Source organism: Bacillus rugosus (assembly GCF_023238245.1).
Classification (GTDB): Bacteria; Bacillota; Bacilli; order Bacillales; family Bacillaceae; genus Bacillus; species Bacillus rugosus.
In genome coordinates, this window is record NZ_CP096590.1 from 948,145 (window position 1) to 965,966 (window position 17,822).

Sequence of the window (17,822 nt, forward strand, 5' to 3'; positions counted from 1 at the left end):
AGCTAATCCTCATCTATCATCGCTAAAATCGATTCCAGCCAAGAAACGTAAGTTTTTTCCCGCTCCAGCGCTTTTGTCAGCACGAGGTAGTGGCCGAAATCCGGTGAAGAAAACGACATCGGCTCCGCTGAAGCCATAAGCTTTTCATAGCTTCCTTGCAGATCTGACAGTTTGGCCTTGCGTTTCAGCAGCTGGTCTGTGAACAAATCAGAAGCCTCCTGCCGCGATAGAGATGAAATGAAATAAGCCTTCAGCATAAATTCATCCTTCACCGTCTCCGGTATCGGCTGGTGGCGGATCAGCCAGTCATGCAGCTCCTGCTTTCCGCTGTTTGTCAGGGTGTACATCTTTTTCTCCAGCTTTGTGCCTTGAATTGTTGTCCGGAACGTGATAAACCCTTCATCCGTCAGCTTTTTGAGCTCAGGATAAATCTGGCTGTGCTTGGCGCTCCAAAATTGGCCGAGCTCCTCTTTAAAATAACTTGTAATATCATATCCGCTCAATTCGCCTTTTCGCAAAAGCCCTAATATGGCGTATTTTAATACTCTCATGCTATCCTCCGTGTCTATGGCTGTTTCGCAAAAAAGATGAGCCAGTGCTCATCTGTGATTCTAACTGCCTATTCCCCTTATTATAGAAAAGGGAGAAAGGGAACACAACCGGTCTACTTGTGAAATTAAGATAAAAGGGATGGAATGATTCAGGAGATATCGGATTCATCTTCATCCATCATATAAGAATGATTTATTTAAATTTAATTTTCTGAAAAAAATATTAACAACATTGATTTTTTATGTATAATAGGAAATTGATGGTACAAACATTTTAAGGGGGAATGAACGTGAAAAAAATACTTTTTGCATCCGCTATCTGTTTATCGCTGATTCTATCTGTTCTAACTGCTCCGCCGTCAAGCGCAAAAGCTGAATCAGTACATAATCCTGTAGTTCTTGTTCATGGAATAAGCGGTGCCTCATACAACTTTTTCGCTATTAAAAACTACTTAATTTCTCAAGGCTGGCAAAGCAACAAACTGTATGCTATTGATTTTTATGATAAAACAGGGAACAACCTAAATAACGGCCCGCAGCTCGCTTCATATGTTGATCGCGTTTTAAAAGAAACGGGAGCCAAAAAAGTAGATATTGTGGCTCATAGTATGGGAGGCGCTAACACGCTGTACTATATTAAATATTTAGGCGGGGGCAATAAGATTCAAAATGTCGTAACACTTGGAGGGGCTAATGGTTTAGTGTCATCTGTTGCGCTCCCAGGTACAGACCCTAATCAAAAGATCCTCTATACATCTATTTACAGCCTAAATGATCAAATTGTAATCAATAGCTTGTCTCGGTTACAAGGGGCGAGAAACATCCAGCTTTATGGCATCGGCCATATTGGCTTGCTTTCTAATAGCCAAGTGAACGGCTATATCAAAGAAGGGCTGAATGGCGGAGGCCTCAATACAAATTAATATCTCTATAAAAAAACCTGCCGTCTCCGTTACAGCAGGTTTTTTGAGATTCTCTTAGCAATCTCGTATTAGAAAGATACACCAAAAAGTCAGGGATTTTGATAACCTTAGTCTATAATACATACCCCAATTTATGACATCAGGCACTTTTTCAAATAAGGCAGGCATGTTAAGGTACAACCATCGATTTCTAAAAATTTGAAATAAAAGGAGCGCTGTTATGCAAATTAAAGAAATTTTTATGATCCGCTGCATTTCGTGCTTAAGTGTCGTCCTGCTCCATATCATTTCAATGGTCCTGATGCTTCAGGCAGAGGCTCTCGCAAACATTTCTCACACCGTAGATTCTTTTCGCACACTCCTGATGTTCAGTACGCCTGCTTTCATTTTCATCTCTGAATTTCTGCTGGCCCGTTCTTATCCTGATGGGGTGCCGGACGGTTTTTTAAGGAAGCGGGGAAAAGTGATTTTCGTTCCTTTTTTATTTATCGCGGCCATCGATGCACTGCTGATGACCAGTGCGATGGGGGGAGAGGTAACCTTTCTCGCGATTGTGCAAAAATACCTGGCGAACGTATTGTTAGGAAACTTTATCGGATACTTCATTCTCGTCATCTTTCAATTTTACATTCTGCATATGATCTTTCATGAGTATTTGAAAAAAGCTTCGCCGAAATGGGTGCTGTCCATCTCATTTGTGGTGACAGCAGCTTATTTAAGCTATTTCTCAGCAGTCAGCCCAGCTCCTGCTTCAGAAGAGGGCGGGTCGTTTCCATTCTTCTGGGTTCCGTTCACAGGCTGGCTTTTCTACTTTTGTCTAGCCTACTATTGCGGAAAAGAGTACAAGCGTTTTTTAGCGCTGCTTGACCAATACCGCTGGGTGATATACGGCGCCGCGCTAGCTTCTGCTGCGCTGGTTGTCACTGTTTCTTATGTCGGTGAAATCGGCATGATCAGCTCGAAACGGCCTGATATCATGTTGTATTCGACAAGCATGATTTTCCTGTGCTTTCACTTGTTTTCTAAAATAAAGCATGTGCCGAAGATCATGATGTTTATCAGCAACTATTCATTTTCGATTTATCTGCTCCATGCCTATTTTATGATCATAGGCTACGTGTTACTGACAAACATGCCCGGAATTCCCGCCGTACCGGCTGTTCTCCTGTTGTTTGCCGTGTGCACAGCCGGCCCAATCTTGACCTCTTGGGCATTAAATCAATTCAAATACGGTTATCTATTTGTGGGGAAAATCTATCAGCCAAAACAGAAGAAAGTAACAGTAGGAGTGCGTGATCACGCAGGATGAAAACAAGCGGCAGGAGCTTCTCTCCTGCCGCTTGTTTTATGTTTATTCAGTTTAAATAATGATTGCAATCCTCCATTCCTTTAACTTCAGCGGGTTTTAAATTATACAACATGCACTTTTTCTTGTAAAATATAGGAGAAGATTGAACAGAAGGGAGTACATTCATGACAACAGCAAATCAAAGCTACCCAATAGGAGAATACACGCCGAGGGAATCCATATCGAAGGAGCAAAAAGAAGAATGGATTCAAGCGCTTGAAGAAGTGCCGGCCAAACTGAAGCAAGCGATTGAAGGCATGACAGACAGCCAGCTTGACACACCGTACCGAGACGGGGGATGGACCGTTCGGCAAGTTGTTCACCATCTGGCTGACAGCCATATGAACAGCTATATCCGCTTTAAATTGAGCTTGACGGAAGAGACACCGGCCATCCGTCCGTATAATGAAAAAGCGTGGTCGGAGCTAAAGGACTCCAAAACAGCAGAGCCGAGCGGTTCACTCGCGCTTTTGCAGGAGCTTCACGGGCGATGGACGGCTCTTCTCCGCACTCTGACGGATCAGCAATTTCAGCGCGGATTTTACCATCCCGATACAAAGGAGATCATGACCCTAGAGAACGCGCTCGGACTGTACGTCTGGCACTCACATCACCATATCGCTCATATTACGGAGCTTTCCAAACGGATGGGGTGGTCTTAACGCTTTTGCCGGCGGAAAGCCGGAAGAGTGATAGCGGCAATCACCAGCAGTGAAATCACAGCAGCCGCTGCATATAAATGATCATAGCCGCTGGCGACACTCGCATGAATGGCATCGCTTATCGCGGTTTTCACTTCAGGTACGGGAATGCGTTCGATTTGTTCTTGTAAGGAAGAAACATTAGAACTGTCGATCTCCGGAATCATCTGCATCGCCTGTTCCGAACGTCCGCTGTCCGATAAGCGGCTGCTAATCTCATCACCTATTTGATCAAACCCGGCTGTGATAAAACCTGCATAAAGAGTAGGCGCCAATGTCAGTCCAATTTGCCTTACTAATGAAAGAGTGCCAAGCGCTGTTCCCTTATTGGTTTTAGCCGCTTCTGATACAAGGACGTTCAGCGGCGCGCCTAACAGAAAGCCAAAACCGATCCCAGCTGCCACACTTGCGATCACAAACTCCCATTTGTCCGTCACCCAGAGCGGAAATAAAGCAAATCCCGCACATGAAATGATTCCCGAAAGAACAACGGTTTTTACCGGTCCTTTCTTGTCGGTGAGCGCTCCGCCAAGCCAAGCGCCGATGCCGGAAGCTAACGCAAGCGGTGTCATCCAATAGCCTGCTTTTGCAGCAGGGACACCCAAATACTGCTCAACATATGACGGGATAAAAATGACCGCCGCCAAAAGTCCCCCGGATAACAAACCGATGATAAGCGTGCGCTGAAACATTTGGTTCCGCAGCAGAGAATACGCCAAAATCGGATCGCCCCCGCGCATTTCAACCCTCTTTTCAAACGAGATAAGCGCTGCAAAACAGAGAATGCCAAAAACAATACACCCATAAACCGCCGGATTTCCCAAGCTGTTTAAGAGATTTGCCCCGTCAAGATTCGTCATGCCGTACATCACAGCTAAAATCGACAGGGACAGAAGGAAGATTCCTGCCGTATCGAGGCGCTTAGCCTCAGGCGCTTTTGTTTCCGCAATAAAACATGCACCGAAAACAACCAATAGCACCGCAATCGGCAAATTAATCAAAAACAGCCAATGCCAAGAACCAGTCCAATCAAGCAGAAAGCTTCCGATATTCGGCCCGAGCACAGCGGCCATCCCGTTCATTGCGCCAAGCAGCCCAAGTGCTTTTCCCTGTTTTTCCTTTGGAAGGGTAGCGAGAATGTGAGAGCTTCCGATAATGAAAATCCCGCCGCCCCCAAGCGCCTGAATCAGCCGTGAGACCAGAAAGAGCGGGAAGCTTTGGCTCAAAGCAACAAGCAAGGAACCAAGTCCGAACAGGCAAACCTCAATGAGGAAAAGTTTCTTTCTGCCGTAGCGGTCAGAAAGCTTTCCGACAATCGGCACACTGACGCTAAGACCAAGCGTATAAAGAGTAATGCCCCATGATCCCCAGGAAGGAGAAACGGCAAACGACTCGTTTATCGTTGTTAAAGCAGCAGAAATAATTCCGTTATCCAGTGCAGCCATAAACACACCAATCGTAAACAGGCTGATTGCCCACTTTTGGCTTTTCTGCTCTGTCAATACATCAGGCATATTCATCAACCTCCTTTTTGGTTCACTTTAAATATATTATTCATTTTAAATGAACTAAATGTCAAATAAAAAAAGCCTGCCCCGCGGTTTGCGGATGACAGACTTACAGATTTATTCCTTTTTCGCTTTCTCTAATGCTCTTGAAAGGATAGACAGCCCTTCAGAGACAGCCTGCTTTTCTTCAGGGGACAGCAGCTCCAATGAACGCTTCAATTTCAGATGGCCCTTTTCATAAAGCCCCCGAAAAATATTTTTTGCATTCTCCGTCAACTGAACAACCACTGAACGGCGGTCCTCTTCAGAATGTGAGCGTTTGACAAACCCTGATTTCTCAAGGCGGTCAAGCAGTCCTGTTGTATTGGACAGGGAAGCTCCCATTTTTTCTGCAATGTCGCTGACCTTCAGTGTTCCATGGTTGTTTAACAGCATCATCACTTTCATTTGCGGCATGCTCATATCCAGCTTCATCCACTCGGACACATCACCAAGACCTGCAGAGGTTAGTACTTTCATATAGAGCACCCATATTTCCCGTTCCTCAGATGAAAGAATGTCTTCGTTTAATACCGTTGTATCATGTAGATTGTATTCCATGTCATCACTTCCTCATCATTCACTCCTCTTACCATATTACTCGATTTCCACTCCTGAAAGAAAGTAAGCAGAAATGTATGCGGGACTTTGTCCGAAAAATAACGGTAGTGTATAATGAGTTGGAGATTATTGGGGGGGAAGAAGTTCGAACTAGATTATGATTGGAGAGACCATTGCTGATTAAAAAGAATGCTTTATCAATTTTAAAAATCGTTTTTCCTATTGCTGTTTTATTATTTGTTATTTATCAATCGAAAAAAGAACTGACAAATCTGTCATTCAAACGCACGCTCATGGTCATCAACGGGCTTGAGCGAACGGACTTATTCATCCTTGTATTGGTCGGCTTGCTGGCTGTTGCAGCCATGTCACTGTATGATTACGTCCTGAAATACTCACTGCGCCTATCGATCGCAAACGGAAAGGTATTCAGGGTTTCCTGGATCGCCAATTCATTTAATAACGTCCTGGGATTCGGCGGATTAGCCGGAGTCGGGTTAAGAATGATGTTTTATAAAGAGCATACGAAAGACCATAAGGCGCTCGTCAAAGGAATCGCCTGGCTTACATCATCTATGCTGCTTGGGTTATCTGTTTTCAGCATTTTCGTCGCCGCACGAGTGCTGCCAGTGGATGAAGTGATGAATGAAAAGCCTTGGCTGTGGGCAGTCGTTATCGGTTTCGCGCTGATTTTGCCGCTATCCTTGACGGTGTCCAAAATGAAAGGACGCAAAGCCGGGGACGAAGAAAATGCGGACAAGGTGAGAAATCCGATTTTCGCTTATGTCGGCGCTTCCGTTGCCGAATGGCTTATGGCGGGAATTGTCATCTATTTGTCTTTGTTCGCTATGGGCATTCATGCTGATATCAGGTTTGTGTTCGGAGTGTTCGTCATTGCGGCGATTGGAGGAATGATCAGCCTCGTGCCGGGCGGCTTCGGCTCGTTTGACCTTTTGTTTTTGCTCGGGATGGAGCAGCTTGGCTATCATCAGGAGGCCATTGTTACTTCTATTGTTTTGTACAGGCTCGTCTATTCATTTATCCCATTCGTTTTGGGACTGTTCTTTGCTGCCGGCGACCTGACCGAAAATACAATGAAGCGGCTCGAAACGAACCCGCGGATCGCACCGGCAATTGAGACGACAAATGTTCTGCTTGTCGTACAGCGGGCGATATTAGTGAAAATTTTGCAAGGCTCACTTTCGCTTATTGTGTTCGTTGCAGGCCTGATAGTTCTGGCTTCAGTATCCTTGCCGATTGACAGGCTGACCGTCATACCGCACATTCCGCGCCCGGCTCTTTTGCTGTTCAATGGCCTGTCCTTAAGCTCAGCGCTCATTCTGCTGATTTTGCCGATCGAGCTTTATAAACGGACAAAACGCTCCTATACGATGGCCATTACAGCGCTTGTCGGCGGCTTTGTGTTCAGCTTTTTAAAAGGACTTAACATCAGTGCGATATTCGTACTGCCGATGATTATCGTATTGCTTGTGCTGTTAAAAAAACAATTTGTCCGAGAACAGGCATCCTATACGCTGGGACAATTGATATTCGCTGTGGCGCTGTTTACCGTGGCACTCTTTAACTACAATCTGATCGCGGGCTTCATTTGGGACCGGATGAAAAAGGTGATGCATCACGAATATTTCGTCCACAGCACCTCGCACATTACCCATGCAACCATCATGGCGATCATCATTGTGCCGCTGTTCTTCTTAATATTTACAGTGGTGTATCATAATAGAACGAAACCAATCGGAGAGAAAGCAGACCCTGAGCGTCTTGCTGCGTTTCTCAATGAAAAAGGCGGCAACGCGCTGAGCCATCTCGGCTATCTTGGAGATAAGCGGTTTTATTTTTCAAGTGATGGCAATGCACTTCTTTTGTTCGGAAAAATCGCCAGAAGACTGGTCGTGCTCGGAGATCCGTCAGGCCAAAGAGAATCGTTCCCGCTTGTACTGGAAGAATTTCTGAACGAAGCGCATCAGAAGGGATTCAGTGTTCTGTTCTATCAAATTGAGCGAGAGGACATGGCGCTGTATCACGATTTTGGCTATAACTTCTTTAAGCTGGGCGAGGAAGCCTATGTGGACTTAAACACATTTACCCTGACAGGGAAGAAAAAAGCCGGCCTTCGGGCAATCAATAACCGATTTGAGCGGGAGGAATATACCTTCCATGTGGATGATCCCCCATTTTCTGATGTGTTTTTGGAGGAGCTGAAACAAATCTCAGATGAATGGCTCGGCTCGAAAAAGGAGAAGGGATTCTCGCTCGGATTTTTTGATCCCTCCTATTTACAGAAAGCGCCGATTGCCTACATGAAAAATGCAGAAGGAGAGATCGTTGCATTTGCAAATGTCATGCCGATGTATCAGGAAGGAGAGATATCAGTCGATCTGATGCGCTACCGTGACGACGCCCCGAACGGCATTATGGACGCATTATTCATCCGTATGTTTTTATGGGCGAAGGAGGAAGGCTGCTCGTCGTTTAACATGGGAATGGCGCCCTTGGCCAATGTCGGCACCGCCTTTACATCCTTCTGGTCAGAAAGATTTGCCGCTGTCATTTTTAATAATGTCAGATACATGTACAGCTTTAGCGGTCTCAGGGCCTTTAAAGAAAAATACAAACCGGAATGGCGCGGCAAATACTTGGCGTACCGGAAAAACAGATCTCTTTCCGTCACTATGTTCCTCGTCACGCGGCTGATCGGTAAAAGCAAAAAAGACTCCGTCTAACCAGACGGAGTCTTTTTTTATTTCGTTTTTAAGAAATAGGTTTCAATATCATCAAGCAGATAGTTCGCGGCTTTAATTCCGCCTGCGGTTGTCCATACGACGTCGTCGACTTCATGGGCGTTACCGGACTTCACGGCCTTCAGGTTTTTCCATAGTGAACTGCTTGTCCACTGATTGGCCCATTTTTCATTTTCTTTTGCATTATCGGCTTTATATGTGAAATAAAAAAGCACATCGGCATCCATATCAGGAATGGACTCTTTACTGTCTGTTGAGAACGTAAATTGGTCCTTCTGTTTCTTGAACAGCTCCACCTGTTTTTCAGGGCGTTTGAATCCAAGCTGGTCTAAAATAATCCCAGAGAATGAATCGGTATAATAAATTCTTGACTCGCCGGATAAAAAGCGTACGACAGAAACTGTTTTATTTGTCTGATCGGCAAGCTTGTCTTTCAAATCAGAAACACGTTTATCAAAATCGGCAATGACTTCCTTGCCTTTATCCGCCTTATTCACCGCGTTGGCGTATAGAGTCAGGTTATCCTTCCAGTTCCCAGCCAAAGATTCAGCGAAAACGGTCGGCGCAATCGCATTTAACTGATCATAAATTTTTTCCTGGCGCACTTTGTTTCCAATAATCAAATCAGGCTTTAATTCTGCGATGGCTTCCACATTCGGTTCCGTTTCAAGACCGACGTTTTTAACACCTTTCATGTCATCTTTCAGATAGTCATACCACGGGTCGCCCTTCCATGACTTTACGGCTCCGACCGGCTTAATGCCAAGCGCTAAGAGCGCCTCTGTTCCTTCATTTGTTAAAACAACAATCCGTTTTGGATTGGCGGGAATGTTGTCTGATGTCCCCATTGCATGTTTGACCGTTCTTGTTTTGCTGCTTGACCCCTCGCTGTTGCTTGAACTTTCTGAACCATTACAGGCAGAAAGTACCATAACGGCCATTAAAATTACGAATAGCATGCTGATATGCTTTTTCATCTTTTTCCTCCCAATATTGAAATTCATTATCATTTAGATCATAATAAGCAGTGTTAAGAGTGTCAATCCCTAATTGAGGATTATTCTCAAAAACAAACATTACATAGTAAATAACTAGGAGAATTAGATCATGATCTGCAAAAAGGCATCTTCAAAATGGATTGTGTTAGTATGTCTGATTTTCATTTTACTGGCGACTGTCTGCGCAAGCGTCGTCTACGGCTATACAGGGACGTCATGGAGACAGGTCTATCAGGCGTTTACTTCCTTCAACGGAACAAATGAGCATGTCATCATCAAAGATGTCAGGCTTCCGCGCGCTTTGGTTGCGACAGTCGTCGGCGCCTCGCTTGCAGCTGCGGGCGCTCTCATGCAGGCGCTCACAAAAAATCCGCTTGCGTCACCGGGGATTTTCGGAATTAACGCCGGTGCCGGCTTTTTTATTGTTGCCGGCTCGTTTTTTCTGCATATTCAATCACCTCAGGCACTAGTATGGAGCTCGTTTCTCGGGGCTACATTTACCGCCGCGATCGTCTATGCCGCAGGCTCGCTTGGAAGGGAAGGGCTGACGCCAATTAAACTGACGCTGGCGGGAGCCGCCATGGCGGCCATGTTTTCTTCTCTGACACAAGGCTTGCTTTCTGTCAATGAACTCGAGCTTGCTCAAGTGCTTTTTTGGCTGACCGGCTCTGTGCAGGGCAGGAGTCTGGATCTGTTGATGACAATGCTCCCATATGCGGCAGCAGCGCTTGTGATCAGCTTGTTCCTTGGCCAAAAAATCAATCTCCTCGTCATGGGGGAAGATGTGGCAAAAGGACTCGGCCAAAAAACAGGCCTCCTGAAATTTGTGATGGCGCTTTGTGTTGTCTTGCTTGCCGGATCTGCTGTCGCCATTGCCGGGCCGATTTCATTTATTGGCATCATTATTCCGCATTTTGCCCGATTTATCGTCGGCAATGATTATCGCTGGATTCTGCCGTTTTCCGCTGTTTTGGGTGCGTTTTTGCTTGTTGCCGCGGATATCGGGGCGCGATATATCATTATGCCTCAGGAAGTTCCTGTTGGGGTCATGACAGCCATCATCGGTATGCCTGTATTTGTGTACATCGCAAGGAGGGGGGCTAAACTATGAAACTTCGTTTTGGCGTTACCGGGGCTGAAAAGAAAGCATGGATTGTCTTTTTTGTTTTACTGGGATTAACAGCGGCTGTACTAGTGATAAGCGCCGGTCTTGGACAAAGATTTATTCCTCCCTGGGATGTAGCAAAAACATTCTTTGGTGCAGGTTCAAAGCTGGATGAATTGATGATTATGTCGTTCCGCATGCCAAGAATTTTGACCGCTTTATGCGCCGGCGTCTGCCTGGCGGCGGCAGGCGCGATATTGCAGGGGCTCGTCAGAAACCCTCTCGCATCACCGGATATTATCGGAATAACAGGAGGAGCGGCAGTAGCAGTCGTGCTTTTGATGATGTTCTTCTCGGATCGCAGCAGTTCACTTACGATCAGTCTGTCATGGCTTCCGGCGGCCGCATTTATCGGTGCCTCAGCTGTTGGACTCATCGTCTATTTACTGGCATACAAAAATGGTGCCTCCACATTTCGGCTGGTGCTTATCGGAATCGGATTTTCAATGTCGGCGCAAGCGATGACTACCCTGCTGATGATCAAAGGGCCAATTTACCGAGCATCGCAAGCCAATGTGTATATTACCGGGTCAGTTTATGGGTCAAATTGGCAGCATGTAAAGATAGCTATAATTTTATCTGTCATTCTCTTATTTATTTGTTTTATCGCGCTGAAAAATATGAATATACAGGTGCTGGGCGAGGATATTGCGGCCGGTGCCGGAAGTGCCGTGCAGCGAAATCGTTTTTTCTTGCTGCTTTTGAGTACGGCTCTTACGGGCTGTGCAGTTTCGGTTGCAGGCACAATCGGTTTTGTCGGGCTGATGGCTCCTCACATTGCAAGACGCCTCGTCGGCTCGTCTTACGGCGCGCTGCTTCCGGCGTCGGCACTCATCGGAGCATTGCTCGTCTTAACAGCTGACATCGTCGGCAGAACCTTATTTGCTCCGGTGGAAGTGCCAGCCGGCGTTTTTACAGCGGCTATCGGCGCCCCTTATTTTATTTATTTGCTTTATAAAACGAGAAACTCTTGATCGTTACTCCCATTTTCTAAAAAAGGAAAATGGGTTTTTCTGATAATGACTGAAAATTCATAACTATTTTTGCTATACTGACAGAGACATTGATAAAGAAAGGGCGGCAGACAAGTGAAAGAAATAGAGGTATTAAAATATGAAGCATTCACAAGCAGTCCCGGTAAAGGAAACCCCGCAGGCGTCGTATTGAAGGGGGACGATTATACTGAAGAAGAGATGCAGGCCATAGCTGAGCGTGCCGGATATTCAGAAACCTCCTTTATCCGGAAAAGCGAGTCGGCTGATCTTGAACTCCGTTACTTTACCCCTGGACACGAAATGAATTTGTGCGGTCATGCAACAGTCGCTTCTCTTTACGCATTATGTGAAAAAGGAATGCTGAAGAGCGGTAAAACATACAGCATCCAGACAAAAGCCGGTATCCTGCCTGTGAAGATTTCTGAAAAAGATGGCCGCATTCATATCACGCTTGAACAGGCTTCTCCGCAATTCAAACCATTTACAGGCGATCGAAAAAAACTTGCGGGCGCATTGGGAATCACGGAAGAAGATTTTCATGAAGACCTTCCGATTGTGTTTGGCAGCACTGGCATATGGACAGCCATCATTCCGCTTGCATCATTAGAGGCCTCCAAAAAAATGGTGCCTGATAACAAACAATTTCCAGAGGTGTTAGTTGATCTGCCAAAGGCTTCTGTCCACCCGTTTACCTATGAAACCATTCATCCCGACAGCGACCTGCATGGACGCCACTTTTCATCACCATATTCGGGAACGATAGAAGACCCTGTAACGGGCACAGCATCTGGTGTGATGGGGGCTTATATGAAACAGTACGGCAATACCGAGCAGCGTGAATTTATCATTGAACAAGGGCAGGAAATAGGAAAAGACGGTAAAGTAGAAATTGAAATAAACGAAGATGGTGATCATGTGAAAGTAAACATGACTGGAACGGCTGTATACTCAGAAACCCGTATTCTGAAAATCTAATACGGATGATGGTTTACAAAAAGATGCACTTTCCGTTATCATTATGAATGATAATCATTTTCAATTGCTTAGGAAGGTGAGACGGTATGCCTCAAACCGAACAGATACATCAACATTCAGCACTGCGGGACATCATACGCAGCAGAAGATCGATTCGAAAATTTAAACAAGATCCAGTGCCTTCAGCAGTCATTCTTGACATGCTTGAAACGGCAAAATATGCGCCAAATCACAGAGTGACAGAGCCATGGAGATTTATTTACGTTTCCAGTGAGACAGGAAAAGCAAACCTGATCAACACATTTGCAGCATTCTCTAAGAGATCCAAGCCGGATCTGACAGAGGAAAAGCTTCAAAATTTCAAAAACACACTCGGACGCGTTCCGGGATTTCTGCTCGTTGTATTTCAAGAAGATGAAAACGAAAGAGCGCGAGACGATGATTTTGCGGCAACGAGCTCATTGATTCAAAATCTTCAGCTTCTTGCCTGGGAAAAAGGAATCGGCATGGTTTGGAAAAGCGGAAAAATCCTTTACGACAAAGAAGTCCATCAGGCCTTTGGTTTACAGGATAATGAACGATTCGCCGCCATCATACAAACGGGCTATCCTGACGAAGCACCGGAAGTGAAAAAACGCACGCCGATCCGTGAACGGTTCACCGACATGTAAAAAACCCCCTGTCTCAAACGGAGACAAGGGTTTTTTCATTAACGAGTTTTCTTTTTCGCTCTGTTATCTGCTGCTTTCGCACGCTCTTGCGCTTCGCGGTCATCCGCATCAGCAAGCTCGCTTGAATATTCTTCGTAAACGCCGTCAGTTTCCCTTTTTAATGCGTCGGGAACTTGAGGAAGTTTTTGTTTGTTTTTATCACGGTTTTTGTGGATATGATTTCTGCCCATATCAAATTCCCCCTAAAAAGTGATATCAAACAAACATAGTATCTGGCAATAAGGGGTTATGTATTCCTACTTCCGCTTAGCAGCTTTTTCCGCTTTTTTAAATTCGCCTGAATAAAGAACTTCCTGCATTTTCTTCAGGTTGGCGCCTTGCTGATGCTTCTCCCTCTTCTTTTCCATAAAAAAGGACCTCCTTCAACCATGTTATTCTTAAGGTTGACGCTTCCTTCCGTTTTTATACAGCCTTTCGTTCCGTTATCAGCTGTGAGAGTGCAAATTCAAGATCCGAATATGTAAAACGAAATCCAGAGGTCATCGCTTTTTTAGGCAGAGCACGCTGGCCTTTCATAATCAGAAGACTCATTTCACCCAATACTTTTGATAACAAGAATTCTGGAACGGGGAGCCAGTGTGGGCGGCGCTTCACCCGTGCAATCGTTTTTCCGAATTGCTTCATTACCACAGGGTTGGGCGCGGTGACATTCATGGGCCCTGAGATGCCGGTGTTTTCGATCGCATATCGGATCAGTTGGGCCGCGTCCTCGACATGAATCCATGACAGCCATTGTCTGCCCGTTCCGATCGTTCCGCCGGCCAGAAGCTTATAGGGAAGAACCATGAGGGGCAGAGCTCCTTTTTCGCCAAGCATCACGCCAAATCTCGCATAAACCGTCCGGATGCCTAATGCCTCAATTTTCTGTCCTTCCTTTTCCCACACATGTGCAGTATGGCTGAGAAAATCCTCATCTGACGTTGCAGAATCCTCTGTGAAAGTTTTTTCAAGACTTGTGCCGTAAATGCCCACGGCACTGGCCTGGATTAGCGTATTGGGTTTTTCCTTCTGTTTACGAATAAGCCGCTGCACTTCACGCGTCGCATTGATACGGCTGGAGAGAATGTGCTGCTTCGTTTTTTCTGTCCAGCGGCCAAAAATCGATTTTCCCGCAAGGTTTACCCAGACATCAATATGAGGAAGTTCCTGCTCCGGCTCGGCTCCTTCCGTCAGCCATTGGACATATGTGATATTTTTTTGTTCAGTTTCCCTTGCGTTTCTTGATAAAATATAAACATGGTGTCCCTGACTGGTAAGAACGCCCGTCAGATGCTGGCCGAGAAAACCGGTTCCGCCCGTCATTGCTATATTCATGATTATCTCTCCTCATTGTTCTAATAAATATACTTTACCTCATTTTAATAAGTGAAAACGCGTTTCTAGCCTGAGAAGGGAGATTAAGATGCCATTTATTACAAAAATATCAACGCAAAAAAAGAATACGGAACGCTTCAATATCTTTTTGGATGAAAAATACGCCTTCAGTGTGGACGCGGACGTGCTCGTGAAATTTGAGCTTGAAAAGGGAAAAGAGCTTGATGACCTTGACATCATTGAGATTCAATACGGGGACGAAGTGAAAAAAGGCTTCAACCGTGCGCTTGATTTTTTATCCTACCGAATGAGGTCAACGAAAGAGGTAGAGGACCACTTAAAGAAAAAAGAAACATCGGCGCCCGTCATTGCAGAAGTCATCCATAAGCTCAATGACTATAAGTACTTAAACGACCAGGAATTTGCCGCGGCCTATGTCAGCACCCATAAAAAAACGAACGGAAAAGGCCCTGACGTTTTGTTCAGAGAGCTGAGAGCGAAGGGGATCGATGACGATACAATTAAGGAGGCGCTGAGTTCCTTTTCCTTTGAAGATCAGACGAGAGAAGCGGTCAAGCATGTTGAAAAGCTTCTCAAAAAAGATAAAAAACTTTCGACGAAAGAACTCAAACAGCGCGCCCAGATGCAGCTTCAGCGCAAGGGCTTCTCATTTGATGTCATCAGCGCGGCGCTTGAGCAGATTGAGTATGAAAATGATGAAGACACAGAGAAAGAAGCGCTGCGCCTTCACGCTGAAAAAGCGTTTAGAAAATATCGCTATGACGGCTCATATGAAAGCGCCATGAAGGTCAAACAATTTTTATTCCGTAAAGGATTCTCACTCGATTTAATCGAGCAATTTCTGCAGGAAGAGGAGTAGCTGAAAAAATGGAGAAACGATACAGTCAAATGACACAGCACGAACTCAATACCGAAATCGCATCACTTTCAGAAAAAGCAAGAAAAGCCGAACAGCATGGAATCATAAACGAACTGGCAGTGTTCGAACGGAAAATTACGATGGCAAAAGCATATTTGCTCAACCCGGAAGATTTCTCACCGGGAGAAACGTATCGCGTGGAAGACTCTGAAGACGAGTTTACCATCAGCTATTTAAATGGCGTTTTCGCATGGGGATACAGAACCTCGTCCCCACAACAAGAGGAAGCGCTGCCAATCTCAGTATTGCAACAAAAGAAGCAAGTGTAACAGGGAGGCTGAATATCAGCCTCTTTTTTATGTGCAGCACATTTACACGAAATCTTAAAGAAAAAATCATTGAATTCACTTCAAAAATCTTTTAAGATGAAACTCGTTGTTTTTTAAAATCAAAGGAGGCGATGACGTTGAGTATCAAAAACCCCTCTGTAAAATTTATTATATTTGTTCTTATGATTTGTACATTCTCAATCGGATATACAGAATACGCAGTGATGGGTATTTTGACGTCGATTGCCAATGACTTTCATATACAAGTTTCATCTGCGGGGCTTCTTGTCACGGCCTATGCGGCAAGCGTCTGTTTAACTGGACCAATCGTCACCATCATTTCCGTCAAGCTTCCGAGAAAGCCTGTGCTGCTTGGGTTGATGGCGATTTTTATCCTTTCTAACCTGATGAGCGCGCTGGCACCGAATTTTGCGGTATTAGCTGTCTCTAGAATTTTATCTGCATCCATTCACGGCGCTTTCTTCGCGATCGCCATGGTATTTGCCAGTGAAATGGTTCCGCCAGAGAAACGAGCGGCTGCGGCTGCGTCTATGAACGGCGGGCTGACAGTGGCTCTAATGCTCGGTGTTCCGTTCGGCTCCTTTCTCGGAGATGTCCTAAATTGGAGAGTCGTTTTTTCCATCATTACGGCACTTGGAGTTATCGGATTCTTAGGTCTCATGGCTGCTGTGCCGAACAGAAAACCAAAAGTCATCCCAATGCTCATGAATGAGTGGGGAGTATTTAAACACAAACAAGTGTTATATTCCTTTGCTATTACGATTTTAGGCTATTCCGGAGTCTTTATCGCCTACACCTTTATCGAACCGATTTTGAGACATTCAGCCGGATTCGGCACGGTCGGCATTACTGGCGCTCTCTTTGCGTATGGTTTGGGAGGCGTTGCAGGGAATTTCTTTGCGGGAAAAGTGCCACTTCCTTTGCTGACTCGGACGATGATTGGCGTGATGATCAGTTTGATCGGTGTGCTGGCCGTCTTTCCTTACATCTCCATTTACCCGGCTGCAGCCATTGTTGCAACGTTTTTATTTGGAGCATGCGCATTCGGCACGCCGCCTTTACTGCAAACGAAGGTCATTTCCTCATCTGAGAGCGGCACAACCATTGCCGCTGCTGTCAGTGTGTCGGCGTTTAACCTAGCTAATGCGCTCGGTGCGTGGATCGGCGGAATGATTTTAAGCGGTACAGGCTCTTATTCCTGGCTGTTCGCAGGCGGAGCGCTTATGACCGCATGCGGACTCGTGCTTTCTACCTTCGCACATTTGTCAGAAAAGAAAAGCGTCTATGAGTATCAAGTCAATAAAGGGTAAAAAAAACAGCTGCAGCGCATGCAGCTGTTCTTCTTTACCGTTTGCCGGAGGCTCTCATTTTTTCTTGAGGATGTTGATTGATTGATCCGTCAGGACGCTTTGAAGCATAGTCGTCCTTTGCTCTCGGTTCACCCTGAAATTTATTTTCGTTTTCGTAAGGAAATCCTTTTTCTTTATTCCGGACCATGTCATTTCCCCCTAGGTTCGAGATCAAAAAGTTGCGTCTTTCCAGATGAAGACGTAAGGTTAGTATATGGAGAACAGCACGTTTTAAAGCGTCATTTTTTTCCTGAAGAAAGGGGACTGCACATATGGATACGTATATTGAGAAACTGACAAATCTGCTTCTGGAAAAGAACGATATGATTAGCTATATACAGGCAAAAACATGGGTGGAATTGTTATGGAGCGATTTCGAAGCAACCTATGCAAAAGCCGGACACGCCTATCAGGGTGAAAAAATGACAGAGAAAATCGTCACACAATGGATCGAAAACTATGGCGGCCAGCTCCACCTTTTCCAAAGTTCCCGTGACGACGTAAATGATCACTTAAACCAAAGCAGAGGCCTTTTGCATTAAAAAAACCTGCCCTATCATCCGGCAGGTTTTTTCATTTCTTAAAATTACCTTAACAGGCAAAAAAATAAACAAAACGTGTTTCACCCGCTGGTCAATCAGGGAATACCACTTATATCTTGTCAAATGCGAG

At 45.3% G+C, this 17,822-nt stretch carries 20 protein-coding genes; 12 read left to right on the forward strand and 8 right to left on the reverse strand.

The window, feature by feature from the left end; genetic code table 11:
* Positions 1 to 2 precede the first annotated feature (2 nt).
* Positions 3 to 551: a transcriptional regulator PadR gene (padR, locus tag M0696_RS04695; RefSeq protein ID WP_248602558.1), complete on the reverse strand. Its 549-nt coding sequence runs from the start codon at positions 549 to 551 to the stop codon at positions 3 to 5.
* Positions 552 to 841: 290 nt separating this feature from the next.
* On the opposite strand from padR, the gene estB reads away from it, so the two are divergent.
* The 3 genes from estB to bstA all read left to right on the forward strand — a co-directional run bounded on the left by estB (position 842) and on the right by bstA (position 3,484).
* A complete protein-coding gene (estB, locus tag M0696_RS04700) occupies positions 842 to 1,474 on the forward strand; it encodes an esterase EstB (RefSeq protein ID WP_166853865.1) in 633 nt (210 codons plus the stop codon).
* A gap of 220 nt (positions 1,475 to 1,694) precedes the next feature.
* Complete coding sequence (locus M0696_RS04705) at positions 1,695 to 2,783, forward strand: acyltransferase family protein (protein ID WP_222143825.1); 1,089 nt, start codon at positions 1,695 to 1,697, stop codon at positions 2,781 to 2,783.
* A 164-nt stretch (positions 2,784 to 2,947) separates the two neighbouring features.
* Positions 2,948 to 3,484: a bacillithiol transferase BstA gene (gene bstA / locus M0696_RS04710; protein WP_019713670.1), complete on the forward strand. Its 537-nt coding sequence runs from the start codon at positions 2,948 to 2,950 to the stop codon at positions 3,482 to 3,484.
* Here bstA and M0696_RS04715 read toward each other — a convergent pair.
* Entirely contained in the window at positions 3,481 to 5,037 is a 1,557-nt protein-coding gene (locus M0696_RS04715; RefSeq protein ID WP_222143826.1) for an MFS transporter, read from the reverse strand. The genes bstA and M0696_RS04715 overlap by 4 nt on opposite strands.
* 111 nt (positions 5,038 to 5,148) lie before the next feature.
* The gene (locus tag M0696_RS04720) at positions 5,149 to 5,631 is read right to left on the reverse strand and encodes a MarR family transcriptional regulator (protein ID WP_019713672.1); all 483 of its coding nucleotides are present in this window, start codon (positions 5,629 to 5,631) and stop codon (positions 5,149 to 5,151) included.
* Between the two features lie 173 nt (positions 5,632 to 5,804).
* Between M0696_RS04720 and mprF the strand changes: the two genes are divergently transcribed.
* A complete protein-coding gene (gene mprF, locus M0696_RS04725) occupies positions 5,805 to 8,375 on the forward strand; it encodes a bifunctional lysylphosphatidylglycerol flippase/synthetase MprF (protein ID WP_222143827.1) in 2,571 nt (856 codons plus the stop codon).
* A gap of 17 nt (positions 8,376 to 8,392) precedes the next feature.
* On the opposite strand, the gene M0696_RS04730 is transcribed toward mprF, so the two are convergent.
* A complete protein-coding gene (locus tag M0696_RS04730; RefSeq protein WP_248602559.1) occupies positions 8,393 to 9,370 on the reverse strand; it encodes an ABC transporter substrate-binding protein in 978 nt (325 codons plus the stop codon).
* A 130-nt stretch (positions 9,371 to 9,500) separates the two neighbouring features.
* Between M0696_RS04730 and M0696_RS04735 the strand changes: the two genes are divergently transcribed.
* From M0696_RS04735 to M0696_RS04750, 4 genes are all read left to right on the forward strand, one after another.
* Positions 9,501 to 10,502 carry a FecCD family ABC transporter permease gene (locus tag M0696_RS04735; RefSeq protein ID WP_222143829.1) on the forward strand — a complete coding sequence of 334 codons (1,002 nt, stop codon included), beginning with the start codon at positions 9,501 to 9,503 and terminating at the stop codon, positions 10,500 to 10,502.
* Positions 10,499 to 11,530, forward strand: coding sequence for a FecCD family ABC transporter permease (locus M0696_RS04740; protein ID WP_222143830.1), 1,032 nt, complete (start codon positions 10,499 to 10,501; stop codon positions 11,528 to 11,530). Before M0696_RS04735 ends, M0696_RS04740 begins: the two co-directional genes overlap by 4 nt.
* Positions 11,531 to 11,644: 114 nt before the next feature.
* On the forward strand, positions 11,645 to 12,526 hold the full coding sequence (locus M0696_RS04745) for a PhzF family phenazine biosynthesis isomerase (protein WP_019713677.1): 882 nt from the start codon (positions 11,645 to 11,647) through the stop codon (positions 12,524 to 12,526).
* An 86-nt stretch (positions 12,527 to 12,612) separates the two neighbouring features.
* Positions 12,613 to 13,197, forward strand: a complete 585-nt coding sequence (locus M0696_RS04750) for a nitroreductase family protein (protein WP_166853859.1) — start codon at positions 12,613 to 12,615, stop codon at positions 13,195 to 13,197.
* A 38-nt stretch (positions 13,198 to 13,235) separates the two neighbouring features.
* Here M0696_RS04750 and M0696_RS04755 read toward each other — a convergent pair whose 3' ends face one another.
* The 3 genes from M0696_RS04755 to M0696_RS04765 form a co-directional block, all read right to left on the reverse strand.
* Positions 13,236 to 13,427 carry a YfhD family protein gene (locus M0696_RS04755; RefSeq protein ID WP_148963659.1) on the reverse strand — a complete coding sequence of 64 codons (192 nt, stop codon included), beginning with the start codon at positions 13,425 to 13,427 and terminating at the stop codon, positions 13,236 to 13,238.
* Between the two features lie 66 nt (positions 13,428 to 13,493).
* Positions 13,494 to 13,604 carry a YfhE family protein gene (locus tag M0696_RS04760; protein ID WP_003223230.1) on the reverse strand — a complete coding sequence of 37 codons (111 nt, stop codon included), beginning with the start codon at positions 13,602 to 13,604 and terminating at the stop codon, positions 13,494 to 13,496.
* A 55-nt stretch (positions 13,605 to 13,659) separates the two neighbouring features.
* A complete protein-coding gene (locus tag M0696_RS04765) occupies positions 13,660 to 14,571 on the reverse strand; it encodes a TIGR01777 family oxidoreductase (RefSeq protein WP_222143831.1) in 912 nt (303 codons plus the stop codon).
* 88 nt (positions 14,572 to 14,659) lie between these two features.
* Between M0696_RS04765 and recX the strand changes: the two genes are divergently transcribed.
* From recX to M0696_RS04780, 3 genes are all read left to right on the forward strand, one after another.
* Positions 14,660 to 15,451 carry a recombination regulator RecX gene (gene recX, locus M0696_RS04770; protein ID WP_019713681.1) on the forward strand — a complete coding sequence of 264 codons (792 nt, stop codon included), beginning with the start codon at positions 14,660 to 14,662 and terminating at the stop codon, positions 15,449 to 15,451.
* Positions 15,452 to 15,459: 8 nt separating this feature from the next.
* Entirely contained in the window at positions 15,460 to 15,780 is a 321-nt protein-coding gene (locus tag M0696_RS04775; protein WP_019713682.1) for a YfhH family protein, read from the forward strand.
* A gap of 137 nt (positions 15,781 to 15,917) precedes the next feature.
* Positions 15,918 to 17,111 carry an MFS transporter gene (locus M0696_RS04780; protein ID WP_019713683.1) on the forward strand — a complete coding sequence of 398 codons (1,194 nt, stop codon included), beginning with the start codon at positions 15,918 to 15,920 and terminating at the stop codon, positions 17,109 to 17,111.
* Between the two features lie 34 nt (positions 17,112 to 17,145).
* Here M0696_RS04780 and M0696_RS04785 read toward each other — a convergent pair whose 3' ends face one another.
* The gene (locus M0696_RS04785; RefSeq protein WP_010333452.1) at positions 17,146 to 17,298 is read right to left on the reverse strand and encodes a small, acid-soluble spore protein K; all 153 of its coding nucleotides are present in this window, start codon (positions 17,296 to 17,298) and stop codon (positions 17,146 to 17,148) included.
* Positions 17,299 to 17,422: 124 nt separating this feature from the next.
* Between M0696_RS04785 and M0696_RS04790 the strand changes: the two genes are divergently transcribed.
* Positions 17,423 to 17,692, forward strand: a complete 270-nt coding sequence (locus tag M0696_RS04790; protein WP_019713684.1) for a YfhJ family protein — start codon at positions 17,423 to 17,425, stop codon at positions 17,690 to 17,692.
* Positions 17,693 to 17,822 lie beyond the last annotated feature (130 nt).

Coding starts and splice junctions, on each gene's coding strand:
- padR (WP_248602558.1), bottom strand. CDS start 551: ATGAGAGTATTAAAATACGCCATATTAGGGCTTTTGCGAAAAGGCGAA.
- M0696_RS04705 (WP_222143825.1), top strand. CDS start 1,695: ATGCAAATTAAAGAAATTTTTATGATCCGCTGCATTTCGTGCTTAAGT.
- bstA (WP_019713670.1), top strand. CDS start 2,948: ATGACAACAGCAAATCAAAGCTACCCAATAGGAGAATACACGCCGAGG.
- M0696_RS04715 (WP_222143826.1), bottom strand. CDS start 5,037: ATGCCTGATGTATTGACAGAGCAGAAAAGCCAAAAGTGGGCAATCAGC.
- M0696_RS04720 (WP_019713672.1), bottom strand. CDS start 5,631: ATGGAATACAATCTACATGATACAACGGTATTAAACGAAGACATTCTT.
- M0696_RS04730 (WP_248602559.1), bottom strand. CDS start 9,370: ATGAAAAAGCATATCAGCATGCTATTCGTAATTTTAATGGCCGTTATG.
- M0696_RS04735 (WP_222143829.1), top strand. CDS start 9,501: ATGATCTGCAAAAAGGCATCTTCAAAATGGATTGTGTTAGTATGTCTG.
- M0696_RS04740 (WP_222143830.1), top strand. CDS start 10,499: ATGAAACTTCGTTTTGGCGTTACCGGGGCTGAAAAGAAAGCATGGATT.
- M0696_RS04750 (WP_166853859.1), top strand. CDS start 12,613: ATGCCTCAAACCGAACAGATACATCAACATTCAGCACTGCGGGACATC.
- M0696_RS04755 (WP_148963659.1), bottom strand. CDS start 13,427: ATGGGCAGAAATCATATCCACAAAAACCGTGATAAAAACAAACAAAAA.
- M0696_RS04760 (WP_003223230.1), bottom strand. CDS start 13,604: ATGGAAAAGAAGAGGGAGAAGCATCAGCAAGGCGCCAACCTGAAGAAA.
- M0696_RS04765 (WP_222143831.1), bottom strand. CDS start 14,571: ATGAATATAGCAATGACGGGCGGAACCGGTTTTCTCGGCCAGCATCTG.
- recX (WP_019713681.1), top strand. CDS start 14,660: ATGCCATTTATTACAAAAATATCAACGCAAAAAAAGAATACGGAACGC.
- M0696_RS04775 (WP_019713682.1), top strand. CDS start 15,460: ATGGAGAAACGATACAGTCAAATGACACAGCACGAACTCAATACCGAA.
- M0696_RS04785 (WP_010333452.1), bottom strand. CDS start 17,298: ATGGTCCGGAATAAAGAAAAAGGATTTCCTTACGAAAACGAAAATAAA.
- M0696_RS04790 (WP_019713684.1), top strand. CDS start 17,423: ATGGATACGTATATTGAGAAACTGACAAATCTGCTTCTGGAAAAGAAC.